The following is a 16,381-nucleotide window of genomic DNA, read 5'->3' as shown; positions in this document are numbered from 1 at the left end:
CGAGGGCGGCGCGGCGATGGCGACCCTCATGTCGAACCCACTGCGGCGAACCGGCCTAACTGCTTGATTTGCTTGAACAAACGATTATAGGTTTGGCCATGCGGCCCGCGCCGGCCAAGGGCTGCCGGACGACAGCGCAATGCTCACTCCACGGCTAATATGTGTCCTGGCGCAAAAAACGAGAACCAACGAGGGTCTGCGCCATCCGTACTTGTACGGACAAAAAAGATCAAGGAGTTCGCATGGCAAGCCAAGATGCCGAAAGGCACTGGACGATCGAAGACCTGGATTTCTCGCGCATCGCGCTCGACAAGGTACGCCCGGACGAGAACCTCTTCTACCTGGTGACCTCCGCCTCCTTCATCGAGAGCGGCTCCGACCTGTACACGCACAACCTGGTGGACTTCTTCAAGGGCGACCAGGAAGTCACCGACTGGCTCTCCCAGCACTGGGAACTCGAGGAACTGCAGCACGGCAAGGCCCTGCGCGCCTACGTGCGCCACGTATGGCCGGAGTTCGACTGGGACACCGCCTACGGCAACTTCCTGGAGGAATACGCGACCTACTGCAAGGTCGAGCTGCTCGCCCCAACCCGAGGCCTCGAGATGACCGCCCGCTGCGTGGTCGAGACCGGCACCGCCACCTACTACCGCGCCATGGCCCGCTGTACCGACGAACCCGTGCTTCAGGACTTGGCGACGCGCATCGCCACCGACGAAGTCAACCACTACAAGCACTTCTACCGCTACTACCGGCGCTACCGCGAGCAGGAAAAACTGGGCCGCCTGCGCGTGATGGGCACCATCGGCCGGCGCACGCTCGAACTCAAGAGCGAGGACGCCGACTGCGCGATCCGCCACGTGGTCAGGACGCGTTCGCCCGAACGCGCCGACGACACGGCCTACGTGCAGCGCCTGAGCGCCGACATGAACAGCACCATCCGCACCCACCTGAGCCCGGGCACCACGCTCAAGATGCTGATGCGGCCGCTGGAACTGCCGGCGAAGGTACAAACGGTGATCCAGTACCCGATCAGGCAGTTCATGGAGCATGTGTTCCTGCGCTGAACAGCGCGCAAGTGGTTCACTCATCGCGACAAACCGGAACCCGGATTCCATTTCGCACAACAGGTGCTTGGCTAATATTTCCGGTCACCCCTTTCTATCCAGATAGAGACAAGGCCTGAGACCTTCGGACAAGCGCGGCTGCATGCGCCGCTGGCAAGTCGGCTCGCGGCCCTGTTGCATGCGCGTCCGATGTTCGATCACTCAGCCAACCGCGAGCAGCTCTACACCATCCGGCTGGACGGAACCAGCCTGACCATCCGGGACCTGATGGAAGTGCGCTTCACGTTCCTGCGGTTGCTCGAGCAGCGCATCGGCCCCTCTTCGCGCCTGGTGAAGTGCTACCGGGCCTGGCTCAACCAGCTCGAATCCGGCATCGACTCGATGAGCGAATCTCAGATCGCCAACGCCCGCCTCTGGCGCGAGGCCTGGGAGCACGCCAGCGAGATTGCCACCCCGCTGCTCAGCCAGCCCCAGACAACCACCTTCCGGTTCGAGCTTTTCTGAAGCAAGCACGCAGACGCCGAGCAAAAAAAACCCAGCGCTAAGGCTGGGTTGAACCTCTTGGTGCTGTCACGCACAGAGAACTCGCACTTCAAAGCGAGCCCACAAAATCTAGGGCTTCATGCGCCGCTGCCTTGTCGGACAGGACCGACACTTCGAAGTGAGGAATACGACCGCGCAGCCCCGAAAGACCCGGCTTCCCCGCAAATCTGCCAAATAGTTCACGTTTTAATGAGTGTCCTACGGCGACTACCTGTTTCCGGCTGACACGCGCTCGCAGGGCGAGCGCCGACGATACCGATGCTGTCACGCAACAGGGCCGCATAAAAGAAGAGCTCTCTGTCAGTGCTTAGAGCGTGCCCACAAGGGCAACTCGAACCCGCTTCGGCGGGTATTTTTTTGGCCGCACCACAACGCGGCCCCGGCACGGGCCGAGGCTCGCCGCCCTTTGTCCGCTCCGGCTCAGCTCGCCGAGGTCAGCCCCGGCTTGCGGCTTCCGTCCAGCGAGTACAGCTGTGGCCGTTCGTCCGCGGAACCGGCTTCCGCCGCCAGCCCTGCTGCGCCATGTGCCGCGCTCTGCGGCTGGCGATAGAGCTCGTTCTCAAGACGCCTGACGCGTTCGGCGTACATCCGGGCAAGCGCGCTGTGATGCTCTGCCGCCGCCTGGTGCTCGATGCGCGCCATCTGGGCTTCTTCCAGGAGGGCCGCCGCGCGTCGAAGGTACGCGGTGTGATTCGGGCGAAACAAGAAGTCGAACGTCATTTCACACTCCTTTCCGCAGGATGCGGTGCAGACGATGTTCCTCTGCGCTCGCCGCCGAGTCTGTCGGAGCGCGCCTACCCTCGGGCTACCCTTTTTCACTACGAATTCGCCATACCACAAGGCAATGACAGGTTTTCCCGCCTCGATGGGGACAATGCTGTGGAAAACTGTGTGCGCATCGCTCGGAAGCCTTGCCTGGCGTGGCTTGCAACACGATGCCCGCCAAAGAGGCAGCGCCCGAAAAAAATTTCGCAGCCGCCTGCCGACCGGTTATCCAAGGTCCGACCGCTTGCAATCGAAGACCCTGCCCGGCTCGATCGCCCGCAGCGTCGGCACCTTGCCGATGAACACCACCCCCGCGCTGATCAGCCACCACTCGCCCGCCTTGAACAGCCTGAAGAGGTTCGTGGCCTCGTCGCCCGCAGCCGGAATCGCGTTGAAGACGTAGGCGGGCTCGCCGCCCTGGGTCTCTTCCATGCCCAGCAACTCCGCCCTCATCTTGCCCATGGTGTCCGTGTCCTTCGTCCTGTGGCGGACGACGTCCATGTTGACGGTGCGCGAGTGCTCGTCGATGGCGATCTTGCGGATCCAGGGAGCCGGGCCGGTGCCGCCCGGCGCGGGGACGCAGGTGATCGTTCCGGCAAAGGCCGAGCCTGCGGTCACGGCCAGGAAGGCGTTGAGGGCGAATCGAAAGGGCTTGGATTTCATGCTCGGTATGGCGTGTTGGGTCGGCTGGCCCGCGCGGCGGCGCGAACCTCGGATGGCATGCATCTATACTCCCGCTTGTCGCCGGCTGCAGCCTTGCAATCGGCGGCTTGCCAGATGCGGGTGTAGTTCAATGGTAGAACGGCAGCTTCCCAAGCTTCATACGAGGGTTCGATTCCCTTCACCCGCTCCATCATCTGTCGAGTGAAAGCGCAATTTCCCAGCGGGCCTGTGGACTATTGCTGTGTACCGGATGCGTACCACGTTCATCATCCGAACCGTGGAAAAAGACGTGTCACTACCTACCGGAGTCGCCAAGCGCGGCTCGAACTATCACCTCCAAATCAAGGTGCCAGTCCGGCTGCAGCCGGTCATCAAACGTACTTTCTGGGTGCGCACCTCGCTCGGCACGGACGACAAGCCCACCGCCGCAGTCCTGGCACATCGCCACTGGGCCGAGGCAGCAGCCGCGTTTGCTGCAGCTGAGGCTAAGCTCAAGCCCCGAGAGGTGGTCCCGCTCTCGCCTGCTGTGTCCGCGTACGTCGTAGCTGAAGCAGGTCGGCAGGCGCTTGCATTCGATGAGGTCATCCGATACGAGCCCGGTGCACTAGTGGCGCTCCTCAGGGCGACGGAGCCGCCACCAAGGCGTTTCCTGACGACAGATGCTGACCGTCCGTTACCCGAGCCTGAGCACCTGAAGCCGAGCGCCGATGGCTCGCTTACCCTCGCGCAGGTAGATCGCCTCCGCGCCATCGCGCAACTGAACATTGACGACCTCGGTCGCTCGCTGTCCATGGGCCGCCTCGACGTAGCCAGAGCCTTCGCTGAGACCGCTTGCGCGTCCATCGGTGTCGCCGTGGACTGGACTGCACCATCAACCCGCCCGACTCTCGTGGCGATTCTGAGAGCGATGCTCATCGCTTGGATAGGCGCGGCTGACCGCAACGAGGGCAGGCCAATCGAGACGCCACCGAAGCCCGAAGCGCCCATGAAGGTCGCCGCCACCCCCAAAGCCGCAAAGGGCAAGACGCTCGCGGACGTGTTCGATGATTGGAAGATCGGAAGGAAGCGCGACGCGATCAACAAGACCACACGAGCGCTGATCATGGTTAAGGCGGCCGGAATCGAGGCACCCTTGCGCGACCTTACCCGCCAAGATGGGCTCGCATTCCGCGACCACATCAACGCCACCATGGCCGGAACCGCCAGCAAGACCCGCTCGGATGTACTGGCCTGCATTCAAGCGCTCCTGAACCATGCAGTCAGAGAGAGGGGCTGGATCGATTCGAATCCGTGGCGCGGGACCGCGATCACTAAGGGTCGAGCGAAGAAGCGCGAGCCTTGGGACGCCGCCGACTTGCAGAAACTCTTTCACTCACCGCTGACGCAGGACCGCCGCATCGATTTGGCGGCGCAATACTGGATTCCTTTGCTGGCACTCATGACCGGCGCTCGGCAGGCCGAGCTATGTCAATTGCGCGTCAATGACGTGATACAGCGGGATGGTGTCTGGCTGCTAGACATCAATGAGGCGGACGAAGGCAAGAGCACCAAGAGCGAAGCTGGCGACCGCTGGGTCGCAATCCATTCCAAGCTGATCGAGCTTGGATTTATCGACCACGTGACGACCATGCGTGAGACTGGCGAGTTACTGGTATTCCCCGGCATCTTGACGGCCAAGAGCCGCACCGCGTCGCTGTACGTGTCGGACTGGTTTCGTGATCGGTGCAGAGCACTTGGTCTCTACCAAAAGTGGCGAGACTTCCACGCACTCCGTACAACCGTTGGGACTGCGTTGCGTGCCGTCGACCCGCCGCTAGGCGAGGCGGACATCACAGCGATCATGGGCCACGAGCCGGGCAACGTAGGTGTGGCGAACTACCACCGACCCGCGCCGAAGACGCTACAAAGGGTGATCGAACGACTGGACTTCCCCGCAGTGCTCTCACTGCGCCGCATTGCCCCGAACTATTGACACGGGTGGCGTCCATGCTACGGGACAGGCAAACGCACTTGACCTCGTTGCCCGTTTCTGCAGTCAAGAGCGGGCCTTTGCAAGTCCTTGTCCCGCCACCATAAAGCGCAGGTTACCGACGGTCGCGTCGCTGAGAGTGACTTGCGTTCAAAACCCCAATCTCGGCAACTCACGCTACGACAGCCGCATCACCAGTCCCTAGAGTTGGCTTTCCATCAACCACTACCAAGGACTTGCATATGAACGCCGCCACCTCTGGATCGAAAGTCTTCACCCCCTTCGAGCGCCATCGCATCGATGCGCTTGCAATAGACCTGGGTCGCTGCTTGGACGCTGAGATTTGTGCGGAGTACGGGGAAACCGATGAGGGTGAGGAGTGGGCAGCACTCACAGCAAATCTAGAGATGCTGGTGACCTTCGCTGCTGGCGCTGGCACCTCTGGCGGCCACGTGATCCTCGATGGCTCAGGTCGCTGCGTGGGCTCGCCTCGGGGAACGTTGGAAACGGAGCGGCTGCTCAGGGTGGCCCGAAAGACCGCTGCAGTTGCATTCCGCAGGATCGCTATTGAGACCTGCTGACCGATCTCCTCGTCTCCAACTGGCTCGGCCTTTGGGCCGAGCTTCCCCTCCTAGCCAAACACAATCGCGAGGTAATTTTTTTGCGCCTTGTCGGACGACTGTCCGTTGTTTGCCTGCAGTCCTTCTCCTCGGCGCCATGTGGCCGAGTGCGCCTAATGGAGGGGGTTTCACAGGTGTTGCCGTGCCGGCTGGAAGCGGCGAAAGTACACGCCCCTCAACTCGCTCTCTGGACCAATGGGTCACAAGCGTTCAAGCTTTCGTCCTGGCGTCGCTGCGAAGATCAGCGCCCGCGCTCGCATCGTAGGAGGCCACATCGGCTATCCAGTCAAGGCGAGGTTCGATAGGAACGGCGCAGGGGCACCCAGAGCCTTTCTGTAATAGTCCGGCGAAGGCCGTCCTTGCCTGAGGCGCGGGCCGCGGGAAGCATCTGACCCGAATCGCAGACCCGCTTGGAGGTGTGCGCTAAACGGAGATGGTGCACACCATGAAGAGTGAGCAAGACACAGGGAAGACCAGCCGGCGGCATCATGACCAGGCATTCAAGCAAGAGTTGGTGCGACAGAGCCTGGTGCCAGGCGCTTCCGTGTCGGCGATTGCGCTGCGCGGTGGCGTCAACGCCAACATGCTCTTCAAGTGGCGCAGGGAGCATCTTCGGGCTGTGGGCGCAGCGCCAGCCGCTGTGCTGTTGCCGATAGAGGTGACGTCTGCAGCCGAGGTTGTGGCGATTCCAACGTCGACTGGACCCACCCCCTCGCCATCGAGGCCGGCACCGCGCAACGGCGTCATCGAGCTGGAGTTCGCTGGCGCGCAATTGCGCCTGCGCGGGGCCGTCGACGAGGACAGCCTGTGCCTTGTCCTGCGCGCACTGCGCCAGAGTGCATGATCGGCCCGCGTGCGGGCACCCGAGTATGGCTGGCCGCTGGCGTGACGGACATGCGCTGCGGCATGGACACGCTGGCGGCGAAGGTGCAAACGGCGCTCACCGAGGATCCGTACTCCGGCCACGTCTTCGTCTTCCGTGGCCGCCGGGGCGACCTGATCAAGCTCCTGTGGAGCGACGGTGACGGTATGTGCCTGCTGGCCAAGCGGCTGGAGCGAGGTCGATTCGTCTGGCCCCAAGCCGAGGGCGGAGTGATCTCGCTAAGCACTGCACAGCTATCGATGCTGCTTGAAGGCATTGACTGGCGAAGACCCGAACGCACCTGGCAGCCACGCGCGGCGGCTTAGCCGGCTGCCCGACGTTGACAGAGCAACTACTGTGGCGGGAGTTGGCGCCGGCGAGCACAGTCGCACCGATGACCTCGCAGGAACTGCTTGCTACCAACGCCATGCTCAGCGGCGAAGTGGAGCGTTCGAAGGAGGCACTGAAGATCGCGCTGCTCACCGTCGAGAAGCTCAAGGTCGAGGTGGCGTATTTGCGTCGCATGAAGTACGGCCGCTCCAGTGAGCAGCTTGAACACGCTCAACTTGAGCTCGTGGGTGGGCATCTCACGCAACCGGCAGTGGCATCGGCGGAGCAAGCCGGGAGTACCGAAGAGGGTGAACAGCCTTCTAACGTCACGCCCATCGAGCAAGGTCGCAAGAAGCGGCAGGCCCGCGAGCGCACCGGGGTGCGTGATCTGCCGGAGCACTTGCCGAGACGCACCGTGATGCATACGCCGCACAGCGGGTGCAACTGCCAGGCCTGCGGCCGTGGCCTTCGCGAGATCGGCCAGGACGTCTCGGAGGTACTCGACTACGAGCCGGGCAGCTTCCATGTCGTGCGCCACGTTCGGCCCAAGCTCGCCTGCGCGAGCTGCAGCACGATCACCCAGGCGCCAGCGCCGAGCCGCCCCATCGATCGCTGCATGGCCGGCACCGGACTGCTCACACACGTGCTGGTGAGCAAGTATTGCGATCACACACCCTTGTATCGGCTGTGCCAGATCTACGTGCGTGAAGGTGTGGAGCTGCAGCGCTCGACACTGGCGGACTGGGTGGCCCAAGCGGCACGCCTGTTAAGTCCGCTGGCCGAAGCCATTGGCCGCTACGTACTGGCGGCCGACAAGATCCATGGCGACGACACGCCAATCCGCGTGCTCGGCGGCGCGGGGGCCAAGGCGCGTACCGGACGCCTGTGGGTGTACGTGAGGGACGACCGACCCAGCGGCGACACGGCGCCGCCGGCCGTGTGGTTCCAGTACTCGGCAAACCGCAGGGGCGAACATCCGGTGCGCCACCTGCGGCACTTCAAGGGGATTCTGCAGGCCGATGCCTTCGCCGGCTACCACCCGCTGTACGAAGACGGCCGGGTGGTCGAGGCGGCTTGCTGGAGTCATGCACGCCGCAAGGTGTGGGACATCCACGATCGCCAACACAAGCTCGGCGGAACGCTGGCGCACCAGGCGCTACAGCGCATTGGCAAGGTCTTCGGTGTGGAAGCCGAGATCCGAGGCAAGCCGCCACACGAGCGAATGCGGGTTCGCCAGGAACGCACCGCTGCGATGCTGGGCGAACTGAAGGAGTGGTTCAACGCAGCGCTGTCGCAGGTCTCAGCGAAGTCGCCGATGGCGTTGGCGATCGGATACTCGCTGAGCAACTGGACCGCGCTGACGCGCTTCGTCGACGACGGGCGGATCGAAGCGCACAACAACGCGGCCGAGCGCGCGCTGCGAGGCGTTGCGATCGGGCGCAAGAACTACCTGCATCTCGGTTCCGACAACGGCGGGCACAGCGCGGCAGTGATCTACACCTTGATCGGTTCGGCCAAGCTCGTCGGCATTGATCCGCAAGCCTACCTGCGCCACGTGCTCGACCGTATCGCTGACCACCCAATCAACCGCATCGACGAACTGCTGCCGTGGGTGGTCGCCAGCGAGTTCGCCAGGACTGAAAAGCTCGCTGCCTGAGCGCATCGCCGCTGGCAAAATCGCCAGCATGCGTGTCAAGCAGATCGAAGATCTCCCCATGGCCACCAACGCCGAGCTGTACCAGCTCAGTTGGGTCATCGAGCAACTCATGGCTGACCCAAGACGCATCGTGCAGGCACGCTCGCAGCTGCACATGGGCCAACTGGTGCAGTACTGGGATTGGGGTACGGGCAAGCTGCGCGAAGCCCGCATCGTGGCCATGAAGGACCGTCAGGCCACTCTTATCGACGAACTCACCAATCAGCGCTTCAGCGTACTGTACGCCGCCATCGTCCCGGCCGAAGAGCAGCCGAATGGATCGACCGCCACGTCATCCTCGCCGGCGTCTGTAGCGCCGCTGCGGCCGCCGCCGGAGATCAACGGCAAGCAGGACTTCCAGATCGGCCAGCGCGTCAGCTTCCCGGACCAGAGCCTCAAGCGTCACGTTGGACAGATCGTGCGCCTGAATCAGCGCACGGCCACCGTGCACTGCGATGGCCGTGCATGGCGCGTGGGGTTCGGCCTGCTCCAGCACGTTGCAGACGTCACGTCCTAAAACGCCCAGCCGTCAATGACGGCCTTGGGCGGACTATTACGCCTTTCTAGCGGCAGAGGTCGGTGCAGTAAGAGGGATGACGGTACGCTACGTGCTGGCAGTTCTTCAAGAGCATCCGGGTCATACAGATGACCGTGAGCCCTCATACGTCGTGCACGCCGGCCCGGCCAACGAGGCCTGGGCAACAACACCGCTTCCACTTGCCGACGCCATCCGAGCCTTCCAAGCGGGTGCGGTCAAATCAGCGAGGCTTTGGGGACTCGCGAAGGCCTCCAGGGCTCGCCTGTGACCCGCCGCATCCCCAAGGCCCCCAAACCCGCTACCATCCCGACCATGGATGCCCAGACCTCCCGCCACGTGGATGCCGAGATTGCGAAGCTCATCGCCGAGTCTTCCAAGCTCATCGCAGAGACGGGCAAGCTCAACGCTGAGGCCACCAAGTTCCACCGGGAACGGGCGTGGTATCCCGTGGTCCTCATGACCACCGCCGTGGGCGCGACGGCCGCAGTCGTCAAGCTGTTCTTCTAGCGCACGCCCTTCTCCCCAGCCTGCCCGCGCTTGATCAGGTCCCCGATGGTTCGGGCGTGTCGACGCTCGATCCGTCCGGGGTCCTTCAAGTCCTTCACGTACTCCTCGCAATAGCTCCGTAGGTGCTGGAGCGTGGCGACTTGGGTCTCCTGGACCGTGCCCAGAAACTGCCTCATGTGCTTTGGTCCTTCATGCACGTCGACGACAGCGCAACAGGGTCCACCTGGGTAAGGCGGGAGGGTCACGTAATACGTGAAGGTCCAGCGTTCGTAGGTCTCTTTCAAGGTCGGCGGTCTAGTCATTTCAGCTGCTCCGGTGATTGAAAAATCTCGCCCGGCGTTGGGGCAAAACCACTGTACTACTGTATGTCCATACAGTACACTGGAGGCATTCCGAAACACGGAATTGCTGAACAAGACCGGACTTCCTACGGCCCGCGTGCAGCAGGAGGTGGAGGACGCGACTCGGCCGGCGCGAATAAACCCCCGCAGGTTGAGGTCAGGTCTCCTCTAAGACTCTTAGAGGGGACGCGCACCGTGGCTGACTTCCGAACATGCAGCGCCATAGGATTTCAGAACACGACAAGGGACATCGTTCGCCACGTTGAGATCAAAGACAGACCCGCTCGCGGTAGGTTTGCCCGACGCTTCCAGCGCAGCCGGTGTCACCCGTCTCGTCATGCGCTCCAGCAAGCCCGAAGCCATCGAGTCCAGGACTAGGTGATCGACGTGGTCCTGCCGGCGATCCGCCGCACCGGGGCTACATGACCCCTGAGGTCGCCAAGGCCGCGATAAGAAAATAAACCCCCGCAAAATGACGGCCTTATCGCCAAGCCACTCCTGGCTGCGGCGCCTGAGCCGTATTAGGGAGCGTTGCTCCTGCTTCCAATCGCCCAATAACATTTTTTGAGCATCGCCGCGACGGCGCCCTCATTGATGACGTACCAGCCTAAGACCTCCAAGCCGCCCAGCTATCAGGGCGGACGATTGACACGCCACGACCGGGGCGGTCTCGCTGCCATAGCGGAGGCCAAGACCACCGCATGGCTCACCACCCCCGAGATGGTCTCGCACCGCGAGACCTTGCTCACCCGGGCGAACGCTACGGCCGCACTCACAACCCGTCCCGCCCGGGTGCTCATTCGCTCCAGCGCCGTCCGCTGACGGCCTCCCCAACTTTCGAGCCCTGCCAACGATCCTTGTGCCAGGGGTTGCACGACGACCGCGCCCGCTCCGTCATTGCGGGCCGGCAGGACTCACCCCGCATTTAATGGTGATGTTCCGGTAGGTACTTGGCCCCGGCTTCGGCCGGGGCGCTTTTTCTTCCCCATCGCCACACAAGAACAAGGCCGCATAGGTCACGTGCGTCCCCGGCGCTCCCGGGGTTTCCTACCGCTACCAATGAATCACCGAATCACTTTTCCGTCCGTCCATTCCATGGGCGGTACACCGTTTGTTGCCGAGGTCTCGGCCCCCACACACGACCTCGCCGTGCGCGAGGTCCTGGAGCACTGCGCCCGCGAGAGCATTGCGCTGGAGTACCTGCATCTTCACAACATCCAAGACCTCAGAGGTGCCCGCCTCGACGGTCTGAAGTTGTCGAATTGCAAACTGACTAGCGTGGACCTGTCGGGCGCATCACTCGTAGGCGCCCGTGTTGAGCACACCCGAATGCTCAAGGTCGCGGCAAACAGTGCCACGACCTTTGACCGCGCATGGCTTGAAGATGTGCAGTTGGAGGAGTGCGCATTGAACGGTTGGTCCATGAGGGACGCCGTCTGCTCGGGCCTTCGACTTGAAGGAACTACCGCACGAGGGTGGCGCGTTGACCGTACAAATTTCGACGGCGTGCGCTTCATTTCACTTCGCGGGTCGACAAGGGACAACACGCCCGCAGCCCCGTGCGACCTTACCGGATGGCACATGCACATGGCCCTTCTTCGGTCCTTTCAGGACGCGGACGAAGTCATCGCAGCCTCGGCACTTACCGATAACGAGAAGGCCGCTGTGCGCACACTGGCTGTCACAGGCAGTCGCGAGGCGGCTGCGCATTACCTGCGCGGCCTGGAAGCCATGTGCGCAACCTAAAGGACCATATGAAGACACTCAAAACCAAAGTCACCATACTTGGCTTCGGGGGCTCCACTACTGCCCCCCAGCGAGAGACCATCACTACACCCTACGGGCCGATCTACACCGGAACGCCTGAGGCAGAGGACTACCTCGCCCTGAGGGCGTATGCACAGCCACTCTCGGCACTGATGAGCGGCCTTCGCTCTCGGCAATTCGGAGCAGTTGAAGCATCCACCGAGATCGCGAAGGTGCTTCCGCTACTGCCTCCTGGCGCATCTGGAATCGCCGAGACGCTCATGAAGTTGGACACCGCACTTCGGAACGGCCCAGTATCGCCTGCAGACCCTCCCACTGATTGGCTGGTGCGAGACATAGAAAGCCATGTCGCACGATGCGAGAGAGGGCTCTCCGGCCGTTACTCCAGGGCCCCCAAGCCTTCAAACCCACTGGCAGTGAAACCGGCTGAAGGCCAACGGCTCGGCACCGGCTCTCGTTGGCATGACTGAAACTCAAAGATGAACAAGTACTTCACTCACTCAAATGGTTCTGTTTCTGCGATGACTCCCGTTGAAGCAGCCAGCATGAACCTCGGCGTCCGTGCACTCCAAGAGGCATTCAACTACGCCCGTGCACGAGGCGAGCACGCCGCCCCCGTCTACAGCGTGAGTATCACGCCGATGAGCGCGAGCATGGACCACGCCACGGCCGACCGCCTCGCGCATGCTGGCGCGGCATTCGATATCGTCAACGGTCGTGCAGTTCAGACCGCGCGCCTTTCCGGCGACGGCTATGCACCATTAGCAGGCGACGGAGTGCTGTAACGATGGCACAGCGACCCACGCATATGGCTGACCCGCTGCCGACTACAACCGCGCTCGTTGTTGCAGTCGGCGTCCATGGCCGCATTGTTGCCGTTTGGACCGATGCCGAGCAGGTTGCCGGCCTAGCGCCGAGCCTTTCCGAGCCGACCACGCTGCACGAGTTGCCCTTGACTGCTTCGCCGCAGATCGGCCAACCGTTGCCCTGAGCGAGCCACGTCTCGCCCCCAAGTAGGGGGCGCCTCTCACATCAATGACGGACCGCGAGGTCCTTGCACCTCATGGATCACCACGCGCTCCTGCGTCCCCATTCAGGCACCGCCAAGCAACACGCCGCCTTCTATCGCTTCGTGGCTGCGGCCCTCGTCGCTGAGGGTAGACGCGCCGCAGCCTGCGGCAGCGCCCCCGGGCCTTACAACGAACTCGCTGGGCAGTACCTCGATCAAGCCGCCACGCACTCGACTGACTGAACTTGAGTTCGATTCGCCCGAAGTTACGGGGCGCCTCTCACTTCTAGATGGGCCAAGAGCCCCGGGCATCCCCGTTGACCCTTGGGGCAACCGGGATGGTCGCTGCCACTCCTCTCAGCATGACACCGACCAAGAAATGCAACCGCTTCGATTGCGCAAAGTCCCTCACCGGTTCCTATCGGGTACAGCGCGATGAACATCACCTTTCCCGCCCAGCAAAGGCCCGACCGGGCGGAAGACTTGAGCGCTTCATCGCTCAACACGACACACGCAATCACCCGATCTTCGAGGATGGGCTCGCCTACGTCAGCGTAGAAGGACAGCTGCCGCGCCGCGCCGTCCTCGGCCACCGAGACTTTCTGCGCATCACAGCGTGGGACCCGCTTGGTCCTCGGCTGACGCGGACCCGCTGGTGGCTCGACGAAGACAACATGCTCCGCGCCTTCTCGCTTCACGAGAAGCCGATGGAGCATGGTGTGCTCGTTGCCGCTGCTCTCCTGAATGCTTCCCTGGGTGACGTGATCGAAGTCCCTGGCGATCCCTTCGACCTTCGGTTATCGCAGTTGCGCCGCGTCGACGGCTGAACGTCTCGAATCAAACTCAACAAGGACCATCAGCATGTCCGGTCAACAACCCCGCAAGTTCGACCCAACTCCCACGCGCTACGGCGACGTGGGGAACACCGCCGACGCCCCGAGCGTCAACACGCAGCTGTACAAGGCCACGGCAGCGCAGTACACCAACGACGGCCGAGGACTCTCTGCCATCGGCGACGCCCTCGGCTCGTTCTTCAATGCGGGCCAGAAGGCGCTGGAATCTGTCGACCAAGTCAACCACCAGCAGGACCTGATCCAGATCGAGCGCGAGAACCAAGCGCTCGCCAAGCAGGCTGTGGCGGACCAGGAACTCGGCAAGCCGATAAACCCCGCCTATGCAGACCGCCACGCCTACGCCGGGACGTACCAGGTCTCTGCAGCCGACGCGCACGCCTTCGAGCTTTCCGAGGGCCTCCGCGCCCACATGGCGAAGCAGCCACTGGACGGTAGTGTGGACCTCAACAAGGTCGCCCGCGACTACTTCAAGGAGCAGGTCGGCTCGGGAACCGGCAACCCGGACTACGACGCTCGCATGCTGTCGCAGTTCAGCAAGGCGGCCGACCAGCAGATCGCGCAATACCAGGAGGCCAGCCGCGCGACCATCATGCGGAACACCACCAACGAGGTCATCCAACAGTTCACGCAGCGCGTGCTGTCCCCCGAGGGCATCACGACCCCGCAGTTCGCCGAGATGCGCGAGCGCATCGGGCACATGGTGCATGGCGACACGAGCAAGCGCGACACAGTTTTGATGCACGCCATTGCTAGCGCCATTCAGAACGACGGACAGGCAGTGAGTGTTCTACGGGCCATGCAGGACCTTGACATGGACCAATCGGAGCCGGAACTTTTCAACCGCATCAGCGGTGAGGCTCTGAAGCGCACCAACGCGGTCAAGACGTTCGACGCGGGCCAACAGGTCCAGCAGTTCCACATGGACCTCGCGGGGGCCAAGTCGCGGCACCCCCAAGGCATCCTGCCACCGGAGCAAGTCGCCGCGTTTGTCCAGCGAGCAGAGGACATCGACAGAATTCATGGCGTCGGCTTCGCGGCCTTTGGAGACCTGCAGCAAGAGATGGCGCGTGGTGCCGCCAAGGAGGCAGGCGTCAATCTATGGAACGTGGCGTATAGCGGAGAGCTACGAACCCACGACTCCGCACGCGTTGCATCACGGTTCGGCAAAGCTCCCAGCACCGTCCTTTCGGAAAACTACGACTCCGCCATGTCCGCCGCTGTGTCGCAGGTCTCCAAGGCGCTTGCTGAATCTCGTGACGGCACGGGTCTGGTTCGCCCTATGGCTTCAGACCAAGCGACTCAGGACTACGCCAGATTCATCTTGGCCGGTGGGCCCAATGCCGGCCATCGAGCAGCCTCACAGGACACCATCAGCGACACGTACAAGGCCGAGATGGGTAACCCCCTGCTTGGTCGCGATCCCGAGGCCATGCAGCGGTCATACAAGTTCTATGACACCTTGCGCCAAGGTGGGCTCACTGACTATCAGCTGCATCGCTACTTCCCTAACGAGACTGCTGAAGGCATGTACCACGCGCTGCGGGCCATCTCGGACGGCCCGCTCGCTATCCGAGGAGCCGCCAAGTACCTAGCTGAGCATCCCAACGAGGCCAAGGACTTCACCGAAGCCTCTCGCGGCGGTCACGTCGACCTAGCAGCCATCGCCCGTAAAGGCGGCGTAGCCGGCAAGGCTGAAGACATCGAGAAGAAGATCACCGAAGCCCGCAACGCCGCGATCCTAGACAGCACGGACCGCAAAAAATGGTTTGGCAGCGTATCGATTGGGATGGACTCCAACGAGTCCGCTCGCTTCGACGCGCTGCTCCTCCAGCAGTTCTACGTACAGAAGGCAGCGCGTGGCGCAATCGACCTCGATAGCGCGATCAAAGCCGCAGCGGGTCAGACGGGCAGTTACCTAGTGCTCCCTGGTTTCGACGGGGCTCTCCAGGCCGTCCGAGATCCCTTTGCCGGTCGAGGTCGCACCATGCAGCATCCGCTGAACGAGGACCCTGCACACCCGCTCTCGGTGAGCAAGGGCTATGCGCCGATCTACGCTCCAGGTACTCGAATCGCGAACGCCCTGGGAAAGACAGAGGACCTCGTAACCACATGGGCTGAGGACGCCGACGCGGCACACAAGATGTTCCCCGGGAAGATCGATGCAGGCGAGAAGCTCTACCTGGAGCGGCCGAATAAAGCCGGGTTGTCCGCAGTCCGCAAGGGCGACGGCTCACAGATCATGTTCACGCCCGGTCAGGACATCGCCATAAGCAACGGGCAGTCGGGATTTACGTACACCGAACGGTCGAAGGAAGAGATTGCCAAGGACGTGACCCGCACACCCTGGCGCATTCGCTACAGCGAAGGCCTTGCGATCACCCAGGTGCCCCTGGACCCCAAGGAGGCCGCTGAGTTTTTCCGCAAGAACCTGGGACCGGGCTGGTATGTGCAGCGAGACGGCTACGACGACCCGAAGGTCGGCCAAGGCTACACCTTGTACTACGGAGGGCGCCTGAAAGTCGGAGAGGCCGAGCGAGACGCCATGATCGAAGCGCGAGGCGCAAGGGTTATGCAGTTCCGCCAAGACGCGAGAAGCATGACGGGAACAGTAGACCTGCCCGAGGGCGCCGCTATCCGCTACACCAACGCAACCGGCTCAGCTTCGGCGGCCAAGGCTGCTGGGACTTCCGCCCCTGCGACACGCCCTGGCTTGGGCGTGTCTGAGATTGCGAGCAAGGCGGCCAAGATGTACGGCGAAGCGGCCGAACAGCAGCGCGAGATATTGCGGCTCATCGGCGAGAAGGTCGTCAAGCCGCGCATTGACAACGCTAAAGGACTCTTCGAATAACT

At 62.7% G+C, this 16,381-nt stretch carries 16 protein-coding genes and 1 tRNA gene; 15 read left to right on the top strand and 2 right to left on the bottom strand.

Annotated features, from left to right (window positions below):
* The first annotated feature begins 242 nt into the window (after positions 1-242).
* Positions 243-1,067 (top strand): ferritin-like domain-containing protein, encoded by an 825-nt coding sequence (locus ACAM57_RS12665; RefSeq protein ID WP_184637167.1) that lies wholly within the window; start codon positions 243-245, stop codon positions 1,065-1,067.
* A gap of 189 nt (positions 1,068-1,256) precedes the next feature.
* Entirely contained in the window at positions 1,257-1,571 is a 315-nt protein-coding gene (locus tag ACAM57_RS12660) for a hypothetical protein (RefSeq protein ID WP_126022070.1), read from the top strand.
* Positions 1,572-2,030: 459 nt separating this feature from the next.
* Here the strand turns inward: ACAM57_RS12660 and ACAM57_RS12655 are convergent, their stop codons facing one another.
* A complete protein-coding gene (locus ACAM57_RS12655) occupies positions 2,031-2,330 on the bottom strand; it encodes a hypothetical protein (RefSeq protein WP_369661889.1) in 300 nt (99 codons plus the stop codon).
* Between the two features lie 270 nt (positions 2,331-2,600).
* Positions 2,601-3,038 carry a hypothetical protein gene (locus ACAM57_RS12650; RefSeq protein ID WP_369661888.1) on the bottom strand — a complete coding sequence of 146 codons (438 nt, stop codon included), beginning with the start codon at positions 3,036-3,038 and terminating at the stop codon, positions 2,601-2,603.
* A 116-nt stretch (positions 3,039-3,154) separates the two neighbouring features.
* On the opposite strand from ACAM57_RS12650, the gene ACAM57_RS12645 reads away from it, so the two are divergent.
* The 13 genes from ACAM57_RS12645 to ACAM57_RS12585 all read left to right on the top strand — a co-directional run bounded on the left by ACAM57_RS12645 (position 3,155) and on the right by ACAM57_RS12585 (position 16,379).
* Positions 3,155-3,228, top strand: a tRNA-Gly gene (locus ACAM57_RS12645).
* An 87-nt stretch (positions 3,229-3,315) separates the two neighbouring features.
* A complete protein-coding gene (locus tag ACAM57_RS12640) occupies positions 3,316-5,010 on the top strand; it encodes a DUF6538 domain-containing protein (RefSeq protein WP_369661887.1) in 1,695 nt (564 codons plus the stop codon).
* Positions 5,011-5,249: 239 nt separating this feature from the next.
* Entirely contained in the window at positions 5,250-5,588 is a 339-nt protein-coding gene (locus tag ACAM57_RS12635; protein ID WP_369661886.1) for a hypothetical protein, read from the top strand.
* Between the two features lie 484 nt (positions 5,589-6,072).
* Positions 6,073-6,471, top strand: coding sequence for a transposase (locus ACAM57_RS12630; protein WP_369661885.1), 399 nt, complete (start codon positions 6,073-6,075; stop codon positions 6,469-6,471).
* Entirely contained in the window at positions 6,468-6,815 is a 348-nt protein-coding gene (gene tnpB, locus ACAM57_RS12625; RefSeq protein ID WP_126184714.1) for an IS66 family insertion sequence element accessory protein TnpB, read from the top strand. Before ACAM57_RS12630 ends, tnpB begins: the two co-directional genes overlap by 4 nt.
* Before the next feature lie 68 nt (positions 6,816-6,883).
* Positions 6,884-8,476 carry an IS66 family transposase gene (locus tag ACAM57_RS12620; protein WP_369661884.1) on the top strand — a complete coding sequence of 531 codons (1,593 nt, stop codon included), beginning with the start codon at positions 6,884-6,886 and terminating at the stop codon, positions 8,474-8,476.
* A 58-nt stretch (positions 8,477-8,534) separates the two neighbouring features.
* Positions 8,535-9,032: a hypothetical protein gene (locus ACAM57_RS12615; protein WP_369661883.1), complete on the top strand. Its 498-nt coding sequence runs from the start codon at positions 8,535-8,537 to the stop codon at positions 9,030-9,032.
* A gap of 333 nt (positions 9,033-9,365) precedes the next feature.
* Positions 9,366-9,560 (top strand): hypothetical protein, encoded by a 195-nt coding sequence (locus ACAM57_RS12610; protein ID WP_369661882.1) that lies wholly within the window; start codon positions 9,366-9,368, stop codon positions 9,558-9,560.
* 1,400 nt (positions 9,561-10,960) lie between these two features.
* Positions 10,961-11,647: a pentapeptide repeat-containing protein gene (locus tag ACAM57_RS12605; protein WP_369661881.1), complete on the top strand. Its 687-nt coding sequence runs from the start codon at positions 10,961-10,963 to the stop codon at positions 11,645-11,647.
* A gap of 500 nt (positions 11,648-12,147) precedes the next feature.
* Positions 12,148-12,453, top strand: coding sequence for a hypothetical protein (locus ACAM57_RS12600; protein WP_369661880.1), 306 nt, complete (start codon positions 12,148-12,150; stop codon positions 12,451-12,453).
* 23 nt (positions 12,454-12,476) lie between these two features.
* Entirely contained in the window at positions 12,477-12,659 is a 183-nt protein-coding gene (locus ACAM57_RS12595; protein ID WP_369661879.1) for a hypothetical protein, read from the top strand.
* A 380-nt stretch (positions 12,660-13,039) separates the two neighbouring features.
* The gene (locus ACAM57_RS12590; protein ID WP_369661878.1) at positions 13,040-13,504 is read left to right on the top strand and encodes a hypothetical protein; all 465 of its coding nucleotides are present in this window, start codon (positions 13,040-13,042) and stop codon (positions 13,502-13,504) included.
* A 34-nt stretch (positions 13,505-13,538) separates the two neighbouring features.
* Positions 13,539-16,379 (top strand): hypothetical protein, encoded by a 2,841-nt coding sequence (locus tag ACAM57_RS12585; RefSeq protein ID WP_369661877.1) that lies wholly within the window; start codon positions 13,539-13,541, stop codon positions 16,377-16,379.
* The last annotated feature ends 2 nt before the right edge of the window (positions 16,380-16,381 follow it).

Source organism: Variovorax sp. V15, assembly GCF_041154425.1.
Taxonomy (GTDB): Bacteria; Pseudomonadota; Gammaproteobacteria; order Burkholderiales; family Burkholderiaceae_C; genus Variovorax; species Variovorax guangxiensis.
The sequence above is the reverse complement of the archived record's forward strand: the minus strand, read 5'-3'. Positions and strand labels throughout refer to the sequence as shown.

Coding starts and splice junctions, on each gene's coding strand:
- ACAM57_RS12585 (WP_369661877.1), top strand. CDS start 13,539: ATGTCCGGTCAACAACCCCGCAAGTTCGACCCAACTCCCACGCGCTAC.
- ACAM57_RS12665 (WP_184637167.1), top strand. CDS start 243: ATGGCAAGCCAAGATGCCGAAAGGCACTGGACGATCGAAGACCTGGAT.
- ACAM57_RS12610 (WP_369661882.1), top strand. CDS start 9,366: ATGGATGCCCAGACCTCCCGCCACGTGGATGCCGAGATTGCGAAGCTC.
- ACAM57_RS12600 (WP_369661880.1), top strand. CDS start 12,148: ATGAACAAGTACTTCACTCACTCAAATGGTTCTGTTTCTGCGATGACT.
- ACAM57_RS12630 (WP_369661885.1), top strand. CDS start 6,073: ATGAAGAGTGAGCAAGACACAGGGAAGACCAGCCGGCGGCATCATGAC.
- ACAM57_RS12595 (WP_369661879.1), top strand. CDS start 12,477: ATGGCTGACCCGCTGCCGACTACAACCGCGCTCGTTGTTGCAGTCGGC.
- ACAM57_RS12635 (WP_369661886.1), top strand. CDS start 5,250: ATGAACGCCGCCACCTCTGGATCGAAAGTCTTCACCCCCTTCGAGCGC.
- ACAM57_RS12615 (WP_369661883.1), top strand. CDS start 8,535: ATGGCCACCAACGCCGAGCTGTACCAGCTCAGTTGGGTCATCGAGCAA.
- ACAM57_RS12650 (WP_369661888.1), bottom strand. CDS start 3,038: ATGAAATCCAAGCCCTTTCGATTCGCCCTCAACGCCTTCCTGGCCGTG.
- tnpB (WP_126184714.1), top strand. CDS start 6,468: ATGATCGGCCCGCGTGCGGGCACCCGAGTATGGCTGGCCGCTGGCGTG.
- ACAM57_RS12605 (WP_369661881.1), top strand. CDS start 10,961: ATGAATCACCGAATCACTTTTCCGTCCGTCCATTCCATGGGCGGTACA.
- ACAM57_RS12655 (WP_369661889.1), bottom strand. CDS start 2,330: ATGACGTTCGACTTCTTGTTTCGCCCGAATCACACCGCGTACCTTCGA.
- ACAM57_RS12590 (WP_369661878.1), top strand. CDS start 13,040: ATGACACCGACCAAGAAATGCAACCGCTTCGATTGCGCAAAGTCCCTC.
- ACAM57_RS12660 (WP_126022070.1), top strand. CDS start 1,257: ATGTTCGATCACTCAGCCAACCGCGAGCAGCTCTACACCATCCGGCTG.
- ACAM57_RS12620 (WP_369661884.1), top strand. CDS start 6,884: ATGACCTCGCAGGAACTGCTTGCTACCAACGCCATGCTCAGCGGCGAA.